The sequence below is a fragment of the Nocardiopsis coralli genome, assembly GCF_014892575.1.
Taxonomy (GTDB): domain Bacteria; phylum Actinomycetota; class Actinomycetes; order Streptosporangiales; family Streptosporangiaceae; genus Nocardiopsis; species Nocardiopsis coralli.
The window spans coordinates 77,564-97,468 of sequence record NZ_JADBGI010000020.1 but is presented as its reverse complement, the minus strand read 5'-3'; the positions used below and the strand labels follow the sequence as shown (position 1 = coordinate 97,468).

At 70.7% G+C, this 19,905-nt stretch carries 17 protein-coding genes; 14 read left to right on the top strand and 3 right to left on the bottom strand.

All coding sequences use genetic code 11. The annotated features are described in order from the left end of the window. Positions 1-233: 233 nt before the first annotated feature. Both IDM40_RS20720 and IDM40_RS20715 read left to right on the top strand, forming a co-directional pair. Positions 234-815: a GNAT family N-acetyltransferase gene (locus IDM40_RS20720; protein WP_193123690.1), complete on the top strand. Its 582-nt coding sequence runs from the start codon at positions 234-236 to the stop codon at positions 813-815. Positions 816-912: 97 nt separating this feature from the next. Beyond that, entirely contained in the window at positions 913-2,202 is a 1,290-nt protein-coding gene (locus tag IDM40_RS20715; protein WP_193123689.1) for a phosphoribosyltransferase family protein, read from the top strand. Between the two features lie 122 nt (positions 2,203-2,324). Here IDM40_RS20715 and IDM40_RS20710 read toward each other — a convergent pair whose 3' ends face one another. Next, positions 2,325-2,624 carry a WhiB family transcriptional regulator gene (locus tag IDM40_RS20710; protein ID WP_017588640.1) on the bottom strand — a complete coding sequence of 100 codons (300 nt, stop codon included), beginning with the start codon at positions 2,622-2,624 and terminating at the stop codon, positions 2,325-2,327. 702 nt (positions 2,625-3,326) lie between these two features. Between IDM40_RS20710 and IDM40_RS20705 the strand changes: the two genes are divergently transcribed. From IDM40_RS20705 to IDM40_RS20650, 12 genes are all read left to right on the top strand, one after another. Beyond that, the gene (locus IDM40_RS20705; RefSeq protein WP_193123688.1) at positions 3,327-3,734 is read left to right on the top strand and encodes a YccF domain-containing protein; all 408 of its coding nucleotides are present in this window, start codon (positions 3,327-3,329) and stop codon (positions 3,732-3,734) included. Between the two features lie 145 nt (positions 3,735-3,879). Next, positions 3,880-5,157, top strand: coding sequence for an AI-2E family transporter (locus tag IDM40_RS20700; RefSeq protein ID WP_193123712.1), 1,278 nt, complete (start codon positions 3,880-3,882; stop codon positions 5,155-5,157). Between the two features lie 202 nt (positions 5,158-5,359). Continuing rightward, the gene (locus IDM40_RS20695; RefSeq protein ID WP_193123687.1) at positions 5,360-6,958 is read left to right on the top strand and encodes an ABC-F family ATP-binding cassette domain-containing protein; all 1,599 of its coding nucleotides are present in this window, start codon (positions 5,360-5,362) and stop codon (positions 6,956-6,958) included. 50 nt (positions 6,959-7,008) lie between these two features. Then, on the top strand, positions 7,009-7,215 hold the full coding sequence (locus IDM40_RS20690) for a helix-turn-helix domain-containing protein (protein WP_193123686.1): 207 nt from the start codon (positions 7,009-7,011) through the stop codon (positions 7,213-7,215). A 79-nt stretch (positions 7,216-7,294) separates the two neighbouring features. After that, entirely contained in the window at positions 7,295-8,131 is an 837-nt protein-coding gene (locus IDM40_RS20685) for an enoyl-CoA hydratase/isomerase family protein (RefSeq protein ID WP_193123685.1), read from the top strand. Positions 8,132-8,464: 333 nt separating this feature from the next. Next, entirely contained in the window at positions 8,465-9,961 is a 1,497-nt protein-coding gene (locus tag IDM40_RS20680) for a DEAD/DEAH box helicase (RefSeq protein ID WP_193123684.1), read from the top strand. A gap of 235 nt (positions 9,962-10,196) precedes the next feature. After that, positions 10,197-11,942 carry an amino acid carrier protein gene (locus IDM40_RS20675; RefSeq protein ID WP_193123683.1) on the top strand — a complete coding sequence of 582 codons (1,746 nt, stop codon included), beginning with the start codon at positions 10,197-10,199 and terminating at the stop codon, positions 11,940-11,942. 93 nt (positions 11,943-12,035) lie between these two features. Next, complete coding sequence (locus tag IDM40_RS20670; protein WP_193123682.1) at positions 12,036-13,103, top strand: permease; 1,068 nt, start codon at positions 12,036-12,038, stop codon at positions 13,101-13,103. After that, positions 13,100-13,945: a TIGR03943 family putative permease subunit gene (locus IDM40_RS20665; RefSeq protein WP_193123681.1), complete on the top strand. Its 846-nt coding sequence runs from the start codon at positions 13,100-13,102 to the stop codon at positions 13,943-13,945. The genes IDM40_RS20670 and IDM40_RS20665 overlap by 4 nt, the downstream gene beginning before the upstream one ends. A 129-nt stretch (positions 13,946-14,074) precedes the next feature. Beyond that, positions 14,075-15,454 (top strand): sensor histidine kinase, encoded by a 1,380-nt coding sequence (locus IDM40_RS20660; protein WP_193123680.1) that lies wholly within the window; start codon positions 14,075-14,077, stop codon positions 15,452-15,454. Beyond that, positions 15,451-16,527, top strand: coding sequence for an AI-2E family transporter (locus tag IDM40_RS20655; protein ID WP_193123679.1), 1,077 nt, complete (start codon positions 15,451-15,453; stop codon positions 16,525-16,527). The genes IDM40_RS20660 and IDM40_RS20655 overlap by 4 nt, the downstream gene beginning before the upstream one ends. A gap of 56 nt (positions 16,528-16,583) precedes the next feature. Then, on the top strand, positions 16,584-17,270 hold the full coding sequence (locus IDM40_RS20650) for a TVP38/TMEM64 family protein (RefSeq protein ID WP_193123678.1): 687 nt from the start codon (positions 16,584-16,586) through the stop codon (positions 17,268-17,270). Positions 17,271-17,289: 19 nt separating this feature from the next. Here the strand turns inward: IDM40_RS20650 and IDM40_RS20645 are convergent, their stop codons facing one another. Together IDM40_RS20645 and IDM40_RS20640 are read right to left on the bottom strand one after the other, a co-directional pair. Further along, positions 17,290-18,591: an ABC transporter substrate-binding protein gene (locus IDM40_RS20645; RefSeq protein ID WP_193123677.1), complete on the bottom strand. Its 1,302-nt coding sequence runs from the start codon at positions 18,589-18,591 to the stop codon at positions 17,290-17,292. A gap of 286 nt (positions 18,592-18,877) precedes the next feature. Beyond that, on the bottom strand, positions 18,878-19,813 hold the full coding sequence (locus IDM40_RS20640; protein ID WP_193123676.1) for a LysR family transcriptional regulator: 936 nt from the start codon (positions 19,811-19,813) through the stop codon (positions 18,878-18,880). Positions 19,814-19,905 lie beyond the last annotated feature (92 nt).

Genomic DNA, 19,905 nt, shown 5'->3' with positions numbered 1-19,905 from the left:
GACCCTCCCCCCACCCGGATGCCACGGCTTTGATCGATCGCCCGTGGGTGGAGTCCCGGACGCCGAGGTGGGGAAGGAAAGCAACCCACACATCCCTCGAGCCCCTGACCCCGCCCGTTCCGGGCCCTGCCCCGGCCCGTCACGTCCGACCGACCCCTGCGGCGCCCGCCCCCGACCGCAGACCCCTCGCCGGCCCCGCCTTGCGCAGCGGCCGGTCGCACCGGGAAGGTTCCATGATCAACACGAGCGCGCTGCGTGACACGCCCACCCTCGTCGGCAAGAACGTGCGCCTGGTCCCCCTCGCCCCCGAACACGCCGAGGACTACTTCGCGTCCGGCCTCGACGCCGAGATCCGCCGCCTGACCGGGACCCATCGCCACCGCAGCTACGCACAGGCCCAGTCCTGGTGCGCGAGCCGCGCCGAGGACCACGAACGCCTCGACCTGGCCATCACCTCGGCCAAGGACGGCCGCTACCTCGGTGACCTCTCCCTGTACGCCGTCGAACCCGAGAACGAGAGCGCCGGCTACCGCATCGCACTCTCGGCCATCGAGTTCACCGGGCAGGGACTGGGGCGCGAGGCCACCGAACTCGTCCTGGAGCACGCCTTCGAGCGGGTGGGCCTGCACCGCGTCTGGCTGCACGTGTACGCCTTCAACATGCGGGCGATCGCGGTGTACCGCTCCTGCGGGTTCGTCGTGGAGGGGCGCCTGCGCGATGCGCTGCTGTGGGAGGGACGCCGCCACGACGCCCTCCTGATGGGCGTTCTGCGCCACGCCGCCCCGCCCGGAACTTTCCACGGCCCGGGGTTGTGAAGGCGCGTCCGCGGGGGTATGCCCGTACCACTTTTCCAGCGGCCCCAGCGCCGACGAGAGGAGCGGTGCCCGCCCGTCGCAGGCGCCGGAGGTGGACATGAACCCGGTACCCGTCTCACTGCCCTTCACCGACCGGACCCAGGCCGGCGACCGCCTCGCCGAGCGGGTGCGGCCCCTGGTCGTGGACGATCCCGTGGTCCTGGCACTGCCCAGGGGAGGCGTCCCCGTCGGTGCGGAGGTCGCCCACGCGCTCGACCTCGACTTCGACGTGCTCCTGGTCCGCAGGGTCGACGTGCCCGGCGAACCCGGCACCGCCGCCGGCGCGGTCTCCGAGGACGGCCACGTCTTCTACGACGACCGCGCCCTGGCCCGCCTGCGCCTGCCCCGCCGGGCTTTGGAAAACGCCGTCGAGGACGAACGCACCGAGCTCGCCCGCACCAGCGACCTCTACCGGGGCGAGCGCCCGCTCCCGTCGGTGGCCGGGCGTGACTGCGTGGTCGTCGACGACGGCGCGGACACCGGTGTCACCGCACGCGCGGCCCTGCGCATGCTCCGCGCCCAGGCCCCGTCACGGCTGGTGCTCGCGGTCCCGGTGGCCTCGCCCGAGGCGGTGGAGGTGCTGCGCCCGGAGGTCGACGAACTCGTCGTGCTGAGCGTTCCGGACAACTTCCGTGCGGTCGGGGACTGGTACCGCGAGTTCGGCGCGCTCACCGACGGCCACGTGAGCGCGATCCTCGACGAGCGCGCCCGCGTGCGCGGCGGACAGGAATCGGTCCGCGGTGTGCGCGTCCGCGCCGGCCAGGTCCACCTGGACGGGGAGCTCATCGTCCCGACACCGTTGCGCGGGGCCGTGGTCATGGCCCTGGGGGAAGACGGCGCCGACCCCCGCTGGAAGGGGGTGGCCGCGTTCCTGCGCCGGGCGGGGTACGCGACACTCTCCCTGGACCTGTTGACCGCCGAAGAACGCGCCGACGGGGGCGCCGACGCCGGTCCCCTGGGCGAGCGGCTCGGTGACGCGGTGACCTGGCTGCGCCGTTCCACCGACGCGGCCGAGGGCCCCCTCGGGGTGCTGGGTTCGGGTTCGGCGGCTCCGGTCGCGCTGGTCACCGCCGCCGAGAGGCCCGAGGACGTGGGCGCGGTCGTGGTGCACGGCGGGCGCATCGACCGCGCGGAGGAGAGCCTGGGCAGGGTGCGCGCGCCCGTCCTGGTGCTGTTGGAGAGCCGCGACTCGTTCGTGCGCGAGATCGGGGAGTGGGCGCGGGGCCGGTTGGGCGGCCCCAGCGGCCTCGAGGTGCTGACCGGAACCGACGACGTGCTGCGGGGCGCGTGGGACTGGCGCCGGGTGGCCTCGGAGTCGGTGGCCTGGTTCGAGCGCCACCTGTCCTGAGATCCCTTTTGCGAAGAAGGCATGAAAGAACCCGCGGCGCCGCCGACGTGGAGACGTCAGGGGCGCCGCGGGTTCATTCGGGGCCGGGGCCACCGGGGAGTTCTGTGTCTGCCGGGGGTTCGCTAGGCAGCGTTGGCGCGACGCATACGGCGGCGGCGCTCGGAAGCGCGCTCGTCCTCGTTGAGGCCGCCCCAGGTTCCGTACTTCTCCGGACGCGAGATCGCATAGTCCAGGCAGTCGGTCCGAACCGGGCAGGCCGCACAGATCTCCTTGGCCTTGCGCTCTCGGATCTCCCGCTCGGGCTGGCGTTCGCCGTCGGGTCCGAAGAAGAGCACAAGGTCCTCGCCCCGGCACGCGGCGGCATCCTGCCACCCCCAGCTCGGGCGGGGGCGCAGCGCGGCCTGCCGACGTACCTGAGACATGCTTGAACCACCTCTACTGAAATCACTAGTAAGCTGTCGGAAAAGCTTCAGTCACCGAAAAAGTCGGTCATGCGGCGCGAGACACTCGCCAGGACGCAAACGCCGGGCGATGCGAACGATGTTCCCCGGTGTGGCTGAGACCACGAGAAGCACAGACCTGAGCGGCAGTGAATCCGAAGGGCGGAGTGCTCTCACGCGAACGGCGGCGGAGGCGGTGACGGGCCTCCGTCCGGGCCGGTACGTAATCATGCCATCCCCACTCCCGCTCATGCACGGGGGGTAGGGAAATTACTCGTTCAACCGTTACCGAAACCTGACGCCTCACGGCTGATCTCTGGTTGTTTGTCCGAGTTCGTCCTTTATCGCAGGAGTGGGTCCCTTGCGAAGGACACAGCACATCGTATGGTGCGATGTCCCGGCTGCCTAGGGCCGCTTCCTGATGCGCCGATCACATTGCGGTCCCAACACGCGGTCAAGTTTGGGTATGCCCGTATGTCCTCACTCTGGGCGACCACTGCCGCGGGTGTGCTAAGGCCGGAGGGGACCCCTGACCCCTAGGGGAAGGCCCAGGGCCACCGGCCGGAACAGGCCGTGGCACCACCGCGTCACACACGGTAGAAACACACGAGTGCGGCACCCTCCGAAGGTCCCCCGCCGCACCCGCTCCCAGTGCGGGGACCCGAACAAGGAGAACGAGACACCGTGGCCCTCCTGAGGCTCATCCTCAACATCATCTGGATCTTCGTCGCCGGCTTCTGGCTGGCCGTCGGATACGTCATCGCCGGCATCATCTGCTGCCTGCTCATCGTGACGATCCCCTTCGGCGTCGCGTCCTTCCGCATGGCCAGCTACGCCATCTGGCCCTTCGGTCGCGACCTCGTGCGCCGGCAGAGCAGCAGCGGCGTGAGCACCGTAGGCAACGTCATCTGGGTGATCGTCGCCGGCTGGTGGCTGACCATCGGCCACATCGCCACCGCCCTCGGACTGGCGGTGACCATCATCGGTCTGCCCTTGGCCTGGGCCTCCCTGAAGATGATCCCGGTCGCCCTGGCGCCCTTCGGCAACGAGATCGTCCGCGCCGGAAGCCCCAGGGAACCCTGGCAGTTCTGAGGCCGTTGGTCCTGTCGTCGGAAACGGACAGAACCGGTCCTGACCTCCACGCATCCCCCTCCACAGAACCCACCGCCGTACCCCCATGCGGCCCCCGCGTGACAGAGCAGAGAATGGAGTCCAAGTGCAAGCCCAACGGCCGGGAGTGTGGGCGCTCCTGAACAGATGGCTGGCGGCCCGACGCGCCAGAGCCGAGCGCCAGAGGCGGTTGGAGACGGAGGAGGCCGCGGCGGCCCAGGAGGGGAACACCGTCGCCGAGGAGGCCGAACAGCAGGACGACGTCGGTGCGGGCGACCTCCTCCGCGTGATCAGCGACGTCGCCTGGCGTGTGCTCATCATCGGCGTCGTCGTCGGCTTCATGCTCTGGGGCCTGGCCTACATATGGGTCGTGACCCTCCCGGTGATCCTCGCGGTGTTCATCACCGCCCTGCTCATGCCGCTCGTGCAGTGGCTGCGCGGCCGAGGGCTCGGGCGGGGGCTGTCGACCACACTCGCCATCATCACCGCGTTGATCGTGCTCAGCGGTGTGGTCTCCCTGATCGTCACCCCCGCCATCCAGGGCTTCGGCGGTCTGGTGGCCAGCGTCTCCAGCGCCGTCAACGAACTCCGGCAGCTCGAGGTGCCGTTCGGCCTGGACCCGGGGCTGTTCACCGAGCTGGTGGACCAGGCCTGGGAGCAGATCCAGAACCAGGTGATGGAGAACCAGAGCGAGCTGGTCACCGGTGCGCTCACCGCCGGTTCGGCCGTGGTCCAGCTCCTCATCGGGCTCGTCCTGTGCATCGTGCTGACCGTGTACTTCCTGCACGCCGGCGACAAGCTGGTGGAATGGTTCACCACGCTGCTGCCGCCCAAGTCCCGTCCGGGCCTGCGCCACGCGAGCAACGTGGCCTACACGGTCATGGGCCGCTACGTGCGCGGTGTGGCGATGGTCGGCCTCTTCGACGCCTTCTTCATCGGCATCGTGCTGTTCGTCGTGCTCGACCCGAGCCTGGCGATCCCGCTCATCGTGCTCACCTTCATCGGTGCGTTCCTGCCGGTCATCGGCGCCTTCGCCACGGGCATCCTGGCCGCGCTCGTGGCCTTCGTGGCCGAGGGATGGGTCGCCGGCCTGGTGGTGGCCGTCGGCGTCATCGTCGTGCAGCAGCTGGAGAGCAACCTGTTCGCGCCCCGTATCTACGGGCAGGCGCTGGAACTGCCGTCCGCCGTCGTACTGATCGCCATCTCCGTCGGTGCGATCGTCGGCGGGATCCCCGGGATGTTCCTGGCCACGCCGGTCGCGGCGGTGCTCGCAGCGCTCCTGCGCAACCGTCCGGTCCATCCCTCCCAGCACTCCGACGGTGCCGAGGGGGCGGCCGCCGAGCGCTCCCTGGAGAGCAGCGGAGCCGAGGCGCGCCCCGCTGACCAGGGGCGCAGCCAGGGCTGAGACCCCGCGCACCCTCCGGAATCCGGCGGCCCCCGTATCCGTTCACCACGGGTGCGGGGGCCGTCCGCGTCGCGGAAAACCCCTCGCGCCGCCCTGCGTGAGTGCCGTTAGGCTGGGCGGGTTGCCCGGGTCCGCGCACCTGCCGGACGCACCGGGCCGGCGCACGACCTTTCTCCACACCACCGCCGAGGAAACCCCACCCATGCTGATCACCACCGACCTCGAACTGCGCGTCGGATCCCGCCTCCTCCTGGAGCCGACCTCCTTCCGGGTCGCCGCCGGTGACAAGATCGGGCTGGTGGGTCGCAACGGTGCGGGCAAGACCACCATGACGCGCATCCTCGCCGGCGAGGGCCAGCCCACCGACGGCACCGTCACCTCCTCCGGCAGCATCGGCTACCTGCCCCAGGACCCGCGCACCGGTGACCTCGACGTGCTCGCACGCGACCGCATCCTCTCCGCCCGCGGTATCGACGAGGCCTTCAAGGGGCTGCGCGAGGCCGAGAAGAAGATGGCCAGCGACCACGAGAAGACCCGCAACAAGGGGGTGCGCCAGTACGCCCGGTGGGAGGAGCGCCTCCACATCCTGGGCGGCTACGCGGCCGAGTCCGAGGCCGCCGCGATCGCGTCCAGCCTGGGCCTGCCCGACAAGGTCCTCGCACAGCCCCTGCACACCCTCTCCGGTGGCCAGCGCCGGCGCATCGAGCTCGCGCGCATCCTCTTCAGCGGGGCCGACACCCTGCTGCTGGACGAGCCCACCAACCACCTCGACGCCGACTCCATCGCCTGGCTGCGCGACTTCCTCAAGTCCCACCAGGGCGGCCTCGTGGTCATCAGCCACGACGTCGAACTCGTCGACGAGGTGGTCAACCGCGTCTTCTACCTGGACGCCAACCGCTCGACCATCGACATCTACAACATGGGCTGGAAGCAGTACCAGACCCAGCGCGAGGCCGACGAGAAGCGCCGCCGCCGCGAGCTCGCCAACGCCGAGAAGCAGGCCGACACCTTGCGCAAGCAGGCCGACAAGTTCCGCGCGAAGGCCTCCAAGGCCCGCGCCGCCCAGCAGATGATCAACCGCGCCGACAAGCTGCTCGACGGTGTCGAGGGCGTGCGCAAGATCGACAAGGTCGCCAAGCTGCGCTTCCCCGACCCCGCGCCCAGCGGCCGTACGCCGCTCACGGCCGAGGGGCTGTCCAAGTCCTACGGGTCGCTGGAGATCTTCACCGGTGTCGACCTGGCCATCGACCGGGGCAGCCGCGTGGTCATCCTCGGCCTCAACGGCGCGGGCAAGACGACCCTGCTGCGCCTGCTCGGCGGCGTGGAGGAGGCGGACACCGGACGGGTGATCCCCGGCCACGGGCTCAAGCTCGGCTACTACGCCCAGGAGCACGAGACCCTCGACGTCAACCTGTCCGTGCTCCAGAACATGATGCACGCCGCCCCCGACCTGCCCGAGGTCGAGGCCCGCCGCACGCTCGGCTCGTTCCTGTTCACCGGCGACGACGTCGACAAGCCGGCCTCCGTGCTCTCGGGCGGCGAGAAGACCCGTCTGGCCCTGGCCACCCTCGTGGTCTCCAGCGCCAACGTCCTGCTTCTCGACGAGCCCACGAACAACCTCGACCCGGCCAGCCGCGAGGAGATCCTCTCGGCCCTGCGCAATTACAAGGGCGCGATCGTCCTGGTCACCCACGACGAGGGCGCGGTCGAGGCGCTCCAGCCCGAGCGGGTCATCATGCTGCCCGACGGCGTCGAGGACCTGTGGACCTCCGAGTTCGAGGACCTCGTCGCCCTCGCGTGAGGGGCCGCTGCACTATCGTGGTGCCCCGACCGGAGAAGGGGTGAGGGCGCGTGGACGAGGTTCCCCGCAGGGGTGCGCCGGTCTCGGCCGAGGGCGAGGACGAACTGGCCGCCGAGCTCAGGCGCCGCTACGACGCCGGCGAGAGCATCCGCTCGCTGTGCGCGGCGACCGGCCGTTCCTACAGTTACGTGCGCCGGCGCCTGCAGGGGACCGGAACCGAACTGCGAGGCCGCGGCGGGGACACGCGCACCGCCTGACCACGCGGGCGGGTGCGCCGCTGCGCCCCATGTTACTGGGGAGTATTGTCGTGGCTCCGACCCAGACCACGGAGGAACCATGGCACAGGACCCGAACGCGCCCGAGACCCTGCCCACCGACGAGGAGCTCGGCCGGGCCGGGCTCGAACTCACCGTGGACGGGCCCGTCGCGCGCCTGACCATCAGCCGCCCCGAACGGCGCAACGCCATGACCGGGCGCACCTGGGCCGCCATGGCGCGCATCGGCCGGACCCTGCCCGAGGACGTGCGCGTCGTGGTGCTCGCCGGCAAGGGCGACATCTTCTCCGCCGGCATCGACCTCAAGATGTTCACGCCCGAGGGTGTGGACGGCGAGCGCTCGATCGTGGCCGGGCTGGCCGACGGTTCCGCCGACGAGGCCGACCTGGACTCCTACATCGCGGAGCTGCAGGAGGGCTTCACCTGGCTGCGCCGCCCCGACCTGGTCACCGTCGCCGCGGTGCGCAGCCACGCCATCGGGGCCGCGTTCCAGCTCGCGCTCTCCTGCGACCTGCGCATCCTCGCCGACGACGCCAAGTTCTGTATGAAGGAACCCGCCCTGGGCCTGGTGCCCGACCTGACCGGCACCAAGCCCCTGGTCGACATCGTCGGCGTGCACCGCGCGACCGAGATCTGCCTGACCGCCCGCCGCGTCGAGGCCGAGGAGGCCCGCGAGCTCGGCCTGGCCACCCTCGTCGTGCCCGCCGACGAGCTCGAGGGCGCGGTCTCCGACGCCGTCTCCGCACTCCTGGAGGTCGACGCCGACGCCGCCACCGCCACCAAGGCCCTCCTCCAGGGCGCCCCCGACCACACCCTCGAGGAGCAGTCGGCCGCCGAACGCAAGGCGCAGATCGGCCGGCTCACCGCCCTGGCCCGTGCCATGGCCGCGCAGTCCTGAACCCCGTGCGGGACGGGCGAAGAGACCCGTATCACCGGTGGAAAAAGCCCGTCCCGTCCCCGTTCCCGGGGGATCTCTAGTACGCTGCCACAGGCGGTCATCGACAGTCGTGCGCATCCGAGCGCGCCAGGCCGCCCAGACGCGGAAAGAGGCGTCGCCGACGAATTCGGCGCCGCGCTTGTCACCCCGAGTGAGCGCAGAGCCCTGTGATGAACGGGGCCCGTTTCCGCGTGCGATCTCAGGCGCGTTTGTGTGATTTCTTCGTCGAGGCCGTTCGGTCTGTGCGGAGCCTTCCTCGAAACGCCGCCGGACTATGAGGAAGGTACACGTCACTTGACGGACACTGCCGTAGAGCCTGCCTTCGACAACCTCGGTCTCCCGCAGGACATTGTCGACGCGCTGGCCAAGAACGGTGTGACCAAGCCGTTCCCGATCCAGGCCGCCACCATCCCGGACGCCATCGAAGGCATCGACGTCCTCGGTTGTGGCCGCACCGGATCTGGCAAGACCCTGGCCTTCGGCCTGCCGGTCCTGATGCGCGCCGCCGAGCGCCGCGCCGCCGCCAACCGCCCCCGGGCCCTGATCCTGGTGCCCACCCGCGAACTCGCCCACCAGGGGCGCGACGCCCTGCGCGGCTACGCCCGCGTGCTCGGCGTGCGGGTCGGCGACGTGGTCGGCGGAAGCTCCTACACCCGCCAGATCAACGAACTGCGCCGCGGTGTCGACGTCCTCGTCGCCACCCCCGGCCGCCTCACCGACCTCATCGAGCAGGGCGCCTGCGACCTGAGCGACGTGGAGATCTCGGTCCTGGACGAGGCCGACCAGATGTGCGACATGGGCTTCATGCCGCAGGTCAGCGAGCTCCTGGACCAGGTCCAGCCGAACGGCCAGACCCTGCTGTTCTCCGCCACGCTCGACGGTGACGTCGACAAGCTCGTGCGCCGGTACATGAACAACCCGCGCACCCACTCGGTCGACCCGCCCGTCTCGCAGGTCACCACCATGGAGCACCACCTGCTCAAGGTGCTGCCCCGCGACAAGAACAAGATCGTCTCGCAGATCGCCGCGCGCGAGGGCCGCACGATCCTGTTCGTGCGCTCCAAGTACCGCGCCGACACCATCAGCGAGCAGCTCGTCCAGCTCGGCGTCCCCTGCGCCTCCCTGCACGGCGGCAAGACGCAGAGCGTGCGCACCCGCACCCTGGCCAAGTTCCGCGAGGGCCGGATCCAGGCGCTGATCGCCACCGACGTCGCCGCCCGCGGCATCCACGTCGACGGCATCGACATGGTCGTCAACGTCGACCTGCCCACCGGCCACAAGGACTACCTGCACCGCGGCGGCCGTACCGCCCGCGCCGGTTCCTCCGGTTCGGTGGTCTCCCTGGTCCAGCCCAACCAGCGCCGCATGGCCCGCCGCCTCATCAACGACGCCGGCGTCGACGCCAAGCAGCACCTGGTCAACCCGGGCGACGAGCTGCTCACCCGCGTGACCGGGGCGCAGGAGCCCTCCGGTGAGCCGTGGGTCGAGCCGCCCGAGCCCGAGCGTCCCCGCCGCGGCCGCGGCGGCCCGCGCCGTAACGGTGGCGGCGGCTACCGCGGCGGCGGTGGGTACCGCGGCGGCAAGCGCGGCGGTTACCGGGGCGACCGCGACGGCGGACACCGCGGTGGCAACCGGGGCGACCGCCGTGAGGGCGGTTACCGCGGCGACCGCGACGGCGGCCCCCGTGGCGAGGGTGGCCCGCGCGGCGACCGTCGCGGCGGCTACCGTGGCGACAACCGCGGTGGTTACCGCGGCGACCGTCGCGACCGCTTCGACTCCGCCCCCCGCTAGGGGGACCCAGGGCCCCGCCCCGCTCCGGCGGGAGGGGCCCGGGCACGCAGTACGAGCAGGGGCCCGTTCCCGGCAGCAGCCGGGGGCGGGCCCTTCGCCTGTCCCAGCGGTGTTTTGCGCTCCTTTACCGCGCATTCGCGTGTTCCGGCCCGGACCGACGTGAGAGGGCGAGGACAGTTGCGGGAAAACCCCGATTCCCGCACTCGGGACCGGCACGCCACCTGAAGGGGAATGCGTGAACGTCCTCAACGACCTGCTCGTGGGCCTCAACGACCTGTTCTGGAGCTTCCTGGTCATCCCGCTCCTGGTCGTGCTGGCCGTCTACTTCACCGTGCGCAGCGGTTTCGTCCAGCTCAGGCTGTTCCCCGAGATGTTCCGCGTCCTGCGGAGCAGCCCCGGCGTCGCCCCCGACGGCGGACGGGAGATCTCCTCCTTCCAGGCCTTCGCGCTCTCGGCGGCCTCGCGTGTGGGCACCGGCAACATCGTCGGTGTCTCCCTCGCCATCATCCTGGGCGGGCCCGGCGCCGTGTTCTGGATGTGGCTCATGGCCGGGGTCCTGGGCGCCGCCGCGTTCGTGGAGTCCACGCTCGCCCAGCTCTACAAGGTGCGCACCGCCACCGGGTTCCGCGGCGGCCCGGCCTACTACATGCTCTACGGCCTCAAGCGACGCTGGATGGGCGTGCTCTTCGCCGTGGTCATCACCGTCACCTTCAGCCTCGTCTTCAACTCGGTACAGGCCAACAGCGTCGCGGGTGCCATCAGCACCTCCGTGGAGTACGCCGGGGGCGGCAGCGGGTTCTGGCTCAACGCCCTCATCGGGATCGGCCTGGTCCTGCTGACCGCCGCGGTCATCTTCGGGGGCGTGCGCCGCATCGCCACCGTCGCCCAGGGGCTGGTCCCCCTCATGGCGATCCTCTACATCCTGCTGGGCGTGGCCGTGGTCGTGCTCAACATCGAACAGGTCCCGCGCGTGCTGGGCGACATCTTCGGCCACGCGTTCGGGGTCCGCGAGTTCGCCGCCGGCGGTGTGGGCGCCGCGATCGTGCAGGGCATGCGCCGCGGGATGTTCTCCAACGAGGCCGGTCTGGGTTCGGCCCCCAACGCCGCCGCCACCGCCTCGGTCTCCCACCCCGCCAAGCAGGGCCTGGTGCAGTCGCTCGGCGTCTACTTCGACACCTGGCTCGTCTGCTCGGTGACCGCGTTCATCGTGCTCATCAACGGCTCGGTCTACGACCCCGGGAGCGACCAGGGCATCGTCGTCGCCCAGGAGGCGCTGCAGGCCTCGCTGGGCGGCTGGTCGCTGCACGCCCTGACCGTCATCATGTTCCTGCTGGCCTGGACCTCGGTCCTGGGCAACTACTACTACGGCGAGGCCAACCTGCAGTTCCTCGACGCCGAGCACCGCCACATGACGTACTTCCGGTACGCGGTCCTTGCGGCGGTCTTCATCGGCTGCGTGGCCCCGCTGACGGTGGTCTGGAGCCTGGCCGACATCTCCATGGGTGTGATGGCCACGGCCAACCTGGTCTCGCTCGCCCTGCTGGCCCCGGTCGCGTTCCGCCTGCTGTCCGACTACAGCCGCCAGCTCCGGTACGGGCTCGACCCGCAGTTCACGCTCGCCAAGATGCCGGACCTGGAGAACGTCACCGCGTGGGGTCCGGCGCACGGCCACCTCCCCGACGACGTCGAACGGAGCGAGGCCCTGGCCCCCGGCGACCCTGCCGCCGAGGCCGACGAGGGGTCCTGGCACGCCCTGGACACCGAGGTCGAGCGCGGCCACGACGGTGCCGAGGCCCTGCACCCCGAGGCCACGCCCGCGGCCGAGGACCCCGGAACGTCCGGAAGCGGCGGGGCCGCCGGTGCCTCGCCCGTCGGCGGGACCGGGGCCGAGGGGGCCGGTCCCGGTGAAGAGCCGGGTGAGACCGGCGAGGATGAGGGGCGCGACGGGGACGAGGGGACGGGCAGCACCGGAATCAGGTGACCCTGTCCACAGGAGGGGTCGTGCGGGACGCAATCGAAAACCGTTTTCGATACGATGCTCCGAGTTCCCGCACGACCCCCACGGAGACCCGCCGTGTCCGACCGGACGTCAGCCGACGCCACACCCCCGTCCGCCCTGGGTGACAGCATCGCCCAGGGCTGGAGCGACCGAGACGAACTGCCCCCCGCCGACTGGGGGCGCCGCACCAGCAGCCGCAGAACCGGCACAGTCTGGCTGTTCGCACTCCTGATCACCGCGATGGCCATGGCCCACGCCTGGCTCACCGACGAGCTCACCGACCAGGCCTTCCTCGCCTGGGCCACGATCTTCACCGCCATCGCCTTCCAGGCCCTGCCGTTCCTGGTCTTCGGTGTGGCGCTGTCGGCGGTGCTCACCGCGTTCGTGCCGGCCTCGGTCTACCGCAAGTTCATCCCGCAGAACGCCGGCCGGGCCGTCCCCGTCGCCGGCGCCTCCGGGGCCGTGCTCCCCGGCTGTGAGTGCGCGTCCGTGCCCATCGCCGGCAGCCTCATCAAACGCGGTGTCGCTCCCGCGGCGGCGCTGACCTTCCTGCTGGCCGCGCCGTCGATCAACCCCATCGTCATGATCGCCACCGCGGTGGCCTTCGCCGGACAGCCCGAGATGGTGCTCGCCCGCTTCGTGGCCGGGCTCCTGGCCTCGGTGGTCATCGGGTGGATCTGGGTGCGCTTCGGCAAGGCGGACTGGCTGAAGCTGCCTTCGCGCACCCACGCGCCCGGGGCCTCCCGCTGGCAGATCTTCCGCGAGTCGATGCTGCACGACATCATGCACGCCGGCGGTTACCTCGTCGTGGGCGCCCTGGCAGCGGCCACCCTCAACGTCATGGTGCCGCGCGAGTGGCTGCTGGCCGTGGCCGAGGCGCCGATCATCTCGGTCCTGGTCCTGGCGCTGCTGGCGATCCTGCTGTCCATCTGCTCGGAGGCCGACGCGTTCGTCGCGGTCAGCCTCACCGACTTCTCGCCCACCGCCAAGCTCGCCTTCATGGTCATCGGCCCCATCGTGGACCTCAAGCTCATCGCCATGCAGGCCGGCGTCTTCGGATGGCGCTTCGTGGCCCGCTTCGCCCCGATCTGTCTCGTCGTCGGGCTCGCCAGCACGTTCCTGATCGGAGGGCTCCTCCTGTGAACCGCATCGCCCAAGGGCTCACCCTCGTCCTGCTCGGCGCGGCCGCCCTCACCGCGACCGTCCCCACCAACCTCTACCTCAACTGGGTCAAGGCAGGCTTCGGCCCGTTCCTCGTCGGGGCCGGTGCCGTCACCGTGCTCCTCGGGGTGCTCGTCATCGTCGCCGAACTGCGCGGCGAGAGCTCGGCGCTGGACCAGAGCGAGGCCACCCCCGAGCACGCCCACGGGGCAGAGCCGGACGGGGGAGCGGCCTTCGACGGCGCACGCGAACACGATCGCGCCGTGGCCGAGGAGTACGGCGACGGAGGACACGGGCACGACCACTCCCGCGCCCCCAAGGTCGCCTGGCTCCTGCTCCTGCCCGTGTTCGCCGTCTTCGTGATCGCACCCCCGGCGCTGGGGTCCTACACCGTGGAGTCGACCGGCGGTTCGTCCGGGCCCCCGCCCGAGGAACAGAGCTCCGGAGGGTTCAACGACGCGCTCACCGAGGCCGACGCGGGGGAGACCGTGTCCATGGCCGTGCAGGAGTTCGTCATGCGGGCCTGGATCGACGAGGACCGCGAGATGGCCGGCCGCGACATCGAGCTCACCGGGTTCGCGGTGCCCGACGAGGAAGGCGACGGGTGGTACCTCGCCCGCCTGCAGATGGCTTGCTGCGCCGCCGACGCCGTGGTCAACCGGGTCGAGGTCGTCGACGACGGGCCGGCGCCCGAGGCGGACAGCTGGTGGACGGTCCGCGGGTCCTGGGTCGAACCCGAGGGTGAGCTCTCCGACGTCAGCGACCACCAGTTCCGGGTCGAGGAGCGCGAAGAGGTCACCGACCCGCCCGACCCCTACGAGTGAGTCCACGGGCGGGCCGCCGTCCCAGCGGGGCCCGCCACACCGCCCCACGTTCCCGGCAACGTGGTTGCACTGAGTGACAATGGGCGGGTGTCACAGGGGAACGAGCGCGCCGGCCGGACGTGGGGGAGGATGCGCCCACGTTCGATCCGAGCGCGTGTCACGACCGGTGCAGTGCTCGCGTTCGCCCTGTTCATGTGTGTGATCCTGGTGGTGTCCTCGGTCTTGATCCGGGATCTGGCCCGGGAACAGAACATCGACCGCGCTGACGCGGCCGCGCGCGAGATGGCCGCGCATGTGGCTACTGAGCGTTATGGCAACACCATTCCGGTCTCGGAACCGATCACACGTATGCAGGTCGTCGACCACGAGAGCGGCGAAGTTCTCGCGTCCAGCGACGCCTTGCGTGGCCAGGCCCCCATCACGGACGAGGAACCCGAGGGTGACGATCGCCGTATCTCCACGCCGGTGTGCGGAGACATCGCCGGCGGGGGAGAGGACGAATGCTTCCTGGTCGTGGGTTACGAGGTCCCGGACTCCGCCTACGGGGACGACGTCACCGTTCTGGCCGCGTCGCGTACCCCCGGGTTCCTGGCCACCAACCTCCTCGATCTCGTGCTCGTGGGTGCCGCCGGCCTGTTGACCGTGGGCACCGGGTTCGTCATCTGGTACGGCGTGGGCCGGGCCCTGCGCCCGGTGCGCAGTATCAGCGCCGAGATGGAGCGCATCAGCGCCAGCGACCTGCACCGGCGCCTCCCGGACTCCGGCACCGGCGACGAGATCGCCGAGCTGGTCCACACCGCCAACGAGAGCCTGGAGCAGCTGGAGTCCTCCGTCACCCGTCAGCGCCGCTTCGTCTCCGACGCCTCGCACGAACTGCGCAACCCCATCACCGGCATGCGCACCAAGCTCGAGGTGGAGCTCTCCGACCCCGACCCCGACCTGCGCGCCCGCGAACGCCTGCTCACCGGCCTGCTCTCGGACACCGAACGCCTCGAGAACATCGTCAACGACCTCCTGGAACTGGCCCGTGTGGAGACCGGCGAGCCCGCCCGGCGCGAACCGGCCGACCTCGCCGAGGTGGTCGCGGGCGAGTTCTCGGACCACCGCCGCTACCCCGCCCTGCGCATCCACACCCCCGAACCCGTTCCCGTCCAGGTCAACCGGCTGCGCATCGTGCGGGTCCTGACCAACCTGGTCGCCAACGCCGAACGCCACATGGACAGCCGGATCGACGTCTACGTGCGCAAGGACGGGGACACCGCCGTGGTCGAAGTGCACGACGATGGGTCGGGCATCCCCGAGCAGGACCGTGAGCGGGTCTTCGAACGCTTCTCCCGCCTGGACGAGTCCAAGGAACGCGATCCGGGCGGCAGCGGTCTCGGCCTGCCCATCTCCCGCGAGATCGTGCAGGGCCACGGCGGCACCCTCACCGCCGGGCACAGCTTGCTGCTGGGCGGGGCGGTCTTCACCATCCGGCTGCCCCTGGCCCCGCCGGAGGACGGCACGTGAGCGGTACCGACCTGGTCCACCAGGGCCATGGGGAACCACGTCCTCCCCATCACCCCAACTACTTCCTGCTCGGGTTCGTGGGCGCGCTCGGGGTCCTGGCCGCGTGGCTGCTCGGTGAGGCCCTGGCCGCGGTCAGTACTGTCCTGGTCTACATCCTCGTGGCGCTGTTCCTCGCCGTGGGCCTCAACCCCCTCATCGAGACCCTGCGGAGGCAGCTGCGCATGCCGCGGTGGGCGTCGATCCTCACCGTGTGCCTGCTCCTGATCGCCCTCGTGACGGCGTTCGTGTGGATGATGATGCCGCCGTTGGCCGACCAGGTCACCACCTTCGTCACCAACCTGCCGAGCACCATCGACGCGCTGCAGGAGACCCGGTTCTTCCAGAACGTGGACGAGCGCTTCGACGTGCTCGAACGGGCGGAGGAGGCGGTCGTCGACCCGCAGGTGGGCCAGCAGGTCTTCGGCGGGCTGGTGGGCGTCGGGCAGGTGGTCTTCAACTCCCTCTTCGCCATCTTCAGCGTCCTGGTCCTGACGCTGTTCTTCATGGCGTCGCTGCCCGGGATCATGGACATGACCTACCGTCTGGTGCCGCGTTCGCGCCGGGCAGGGGTCCGCAGGATCGGCGACGAGATCGTGCAGCGCATCGGCGACTTCATCGCGGGGCAGCTGCTCGTCGCGGCCATCGGCGGGGTGGTCGCGTTCCTGTACCTGTGGGCGGCGGGGTCGGCCTACGCGCTCACCCTGGCGGTGATCGTGGCGGTCACGGCGTTGATCCCGCTCATCGGCACGACGCTGGGCTCATTGGTGGCCACGTTGGCGATGTTCACCCACGGGCCCGTGATCGGCGTGGTGACGCTGGTGTTCTTCCTCGTCTACCAACAGATCGAGAGTTATGTGATCTCGCCCCGTGTGATGCGCCAAGCGGTGGACGTGCACCCCAGCGCCAACATCACCGCGGCTCTGGTCGGGGGCGCCCTCATGGGACTGGTCGGCGCCCTGCTGGCGATCCCGACGGTGGCGGCGCTGACCATCGTGCTGAAGAAGGTCGTCTTCCCCCGCCTCGAACGCCGCTGAGGTGAGACGGCCCTCCGCACGGCCGATGCCTTCCGAACAGGCCCTACCCTGGGGCGGTGGACATCTGGGGCAAGGGCGCACGCGGGGAGCACCTGTTGAAGGCAGGGTTGGTGACCCTGTGGCTCGTCTTCTTCGTGTGGGCCGTCTTCTACGGCCCCAGCCTCGACCAGATCCAGGACTGGGTGGACTCGGCCGCCATGAGCGGGCCCCTGCTCTACCTGGGCCTGTACGTCGTCGCGGTCTTCGCGCTGCTGCCCCGCCCGGCGCTCAACGTCGCCGGCGGACTCCTCTTCGGCATGGGTGCGGGCCTGTTCCTGGCCACCGTGGGCGGCGTGCTCTCCGCGCTCGTGCAGTTCCTCTTCGCCCGGCACGTGGCCGGCGAGGCGGTCGCGAGCCGGCTGCCCGAGGGTGTGCGCGGCAAGCTCGACGCGCTGGCCGACCACCGCGGCCTGCTCGCGGCCATCCAGCTACGGCTGATCCCGGTGATCCCGTACCAGGCCATCAACTACGGTTTCGGACTCACGCGCATCCGCACGTGGCATTTCGTCCTGGGCACGTTCGTGGGCAGCATCCCGGTGACCGCCGCGTTCGTCCTGGTGGGCGCGGGCGGCTCGGACTACGGCAGGCCCGCCATGATCGCCACCGCCGTCCTGGCCGCGCTCGTGGGACTGGGCTGGTGGCTCTGGTCCCGGTACGGCGACGGCGCCCGGCGCGGGTCGTCCACCCCGCCGGACGCCGTCTGAGCGCCGTACCGCGAACCGGTCAGTTGAACAGTTCGACGTCCTCGGGGTCGGGCCGGTCGAGGTCGAAGTCGGTGATCTCGCCGCCGTCGCTGTCGGTGATCATCGGCTCCTGGAGCACCTCGGGGTCCTCGCCCGCGTTGTGCTGGACGACCATGACACCCGCGTAACCGCTGTGGTCGGTCTCGGTCGCCTCGAACGGAACGAGGCCCGGACCCTCGAGGTCGTGCTCCTCCAGGGTCTGCAGGAGCGCCTCGCGGCCCAGGTCGGGGCCGGTCTCCATGAGCAGCTGCGCGAAGAGCACGGCCTGCACCATGCCGTAGACGGTGGTGTCGGTGAAGGCGGTGCCGGAGTTGTACTCGTCGTGGATCTCCTGGAAGAACTGGGTCCACGGGTCGTCGGACTGCTCGACCATCGGCAGGAACGCGGTGATGATGAGCCCGTCCAGGAAGGCCTCGGGCGGGATGTTCTCGGCCGGGGTTCCCTCCGCGTGCTCCTCGATGAGCTCGGTCGCCACCGCGACGTCGCCGCTCCAGGACGGCGCCACCCACTGGGGCTCGTAACCGATGGCGGCGGCCTCGGTGACGGCCAGGGCGAGGTAGGCGGGCACACAGGAGCACACCGCGACGTCGGCGTCGGCGGCCTTGAGCTCGGCGACCTGCCCGGCGAGTTCCGGGACGCCGGGGTCGTAGGACTCGTAGGCCACGATCTCGTCGATGAGGTACTGCTCTATGCCGGCGTGCGTGGAGGGGCCCACGTCGTCGTTCTGGTACAGCAGGCCGATGTCGTCCCCGGCGAAGTTCTCCGCCAGGTAGTCGCCCTGGATCTTGGCCTCCTTGGTGTAGTCCACCTGGAAGCCGTAACTGTAGGGGTAGACCGCCGGCTGGTCCCACTGCAGGGTGCCGGAGGAGACGAACAGGTCCGGGACGCCCTGGTCGTTGAGGTCGTCGATGACCGATTCGTGGGTGGGGGTACCCAGGCCGCCGAGCATCGCGAAGATCTCGTGCTCCTCCAGGAGGGTCTCGGTCGCCTCCATGGTCTGGGCGGGGTCGAAGGAGTCGTCCTGGACCTGGTAGTCGATACGGCGTCCGTGGATGCCGCCGTTGTCGTTGATGTAGTCGAAGACGGCGCGGGCGCCGGTCGAGACGTTGCGGAAGCCGGGGGAGGCCGGGCCGGTCAGCGGTTGGTGGGTCCCGATGACCACGGCGTCGTCGGTGACGCCCTGGGTGTCGGTGTCGGTGTCCGACCCCCCGCTGCCGTCGCCACAGGCGGTGGCGAGGACCGCTACGGCCATCACTGTGGCCAAGAGTCTCAGTGGTCGCATGTGTTGTCCTGAACTCGGTCGTGCCTTCTCGGTGGGCGCGTGTGCCGCCCTGGGGGAAAAGGAGTTACGTAGCTCGGGAGCGGACGACGGGGGGAAACTCCTACTCTCCAGTACGTTACTGAAGGGTAAAGCACCGGTGCCCTTCCGGGCACCACGGTGGTGGGCAGCCGTGGTCACGGAACGTCACTGGTGCAGAGGTCGCCGGATCTCCGGGAACGCGTGACGGACCCTACCGCTCGGTATGTGCTGGTTCGTCCAGGCGGGGGTGGTCGGGCCGGCCAGCTGATCAGCCGGCGGCCGACCCCGGCGCGGCGCCGGCGCCCTCGTACGACCGCGGTGCGCCCAGGATCTCCCGTGCCAGCCGGGCGATCGAGTCCGCGGCCTGCTGCACCACACCGTCGCGCCGCCACACCAGAAGATGGCGCAGCTGGATCGGTTCTCCTTCCAGCCGGCGCACCACGACGCCCTCCCCGCCGTCGAAGTCGGGCCGGCACGGGGCGACCGCGCGCCCGCCCGCGACCAGCTCGCGGATCTCCGCGCGGTCGTGCAGGCGGAACGGCACCTCCGGGGTGAACCCGGCGTGCTGGCAGGCCAGGTAGAAGCACTCCGGCCACCCGGTCCCGTCCGGCGGCGTGAGCGCCCAGAGCGCACCCCGCAGATCGGCCAGTTCCACCACCGGGGCACCGGCGGCGGGGTGTGCGGACGGCAGCGCCACGTGCAGCGGTTCCACCGCGAGCATCGCCCAGGACAGAGGGCCGTCCGTGGACAGGTCGCGGTCCACGTAGTCGATGGCCGTGCCCAGATCCAGGTGTCCGGCCCGCACCAGGTCGGTGACCAGCTTGGGGGAGTACTCGGTGCGCACGTGGACCGGTGCGTGCGGGAAGACCTCCGGCAGGCGCGCCGAGAGCTCCACCGTCAGGGGTCCCACCCCGCCCACGCGCAGGGTCGCGGGGGAGGCGCCCCGCGCGCTGACGTCGTGCAGCAGGTCGTCCATCGACAGCAGGACCGACCTGGCCCGCACCAGCACGAACTCGCCCAGCTCGGTGGGTTCGACCCCGGCGCGCCCCCGGTGGAACAGGCGCCCTCCGACCTCGCGCTCGATGCGTTGCAGCTGCGTGGTCAGGGCCGGCTGCGACGTGGCCAGCGCCGCGGCGGCCTTGGTGACGCTGCCGGTGTCGGCGAGCAGGCAGAGGGTGCGGAGGTGCCGGAGTTCGAGGTCCATGCGTGGAATGTAGGACCCGCGGGACCGCCGTGTACAGACGTGCGTCCCGTGGCTTCGGCGGCGGCCGGGTGTGTGGGCGGTGGGCCCGCCAG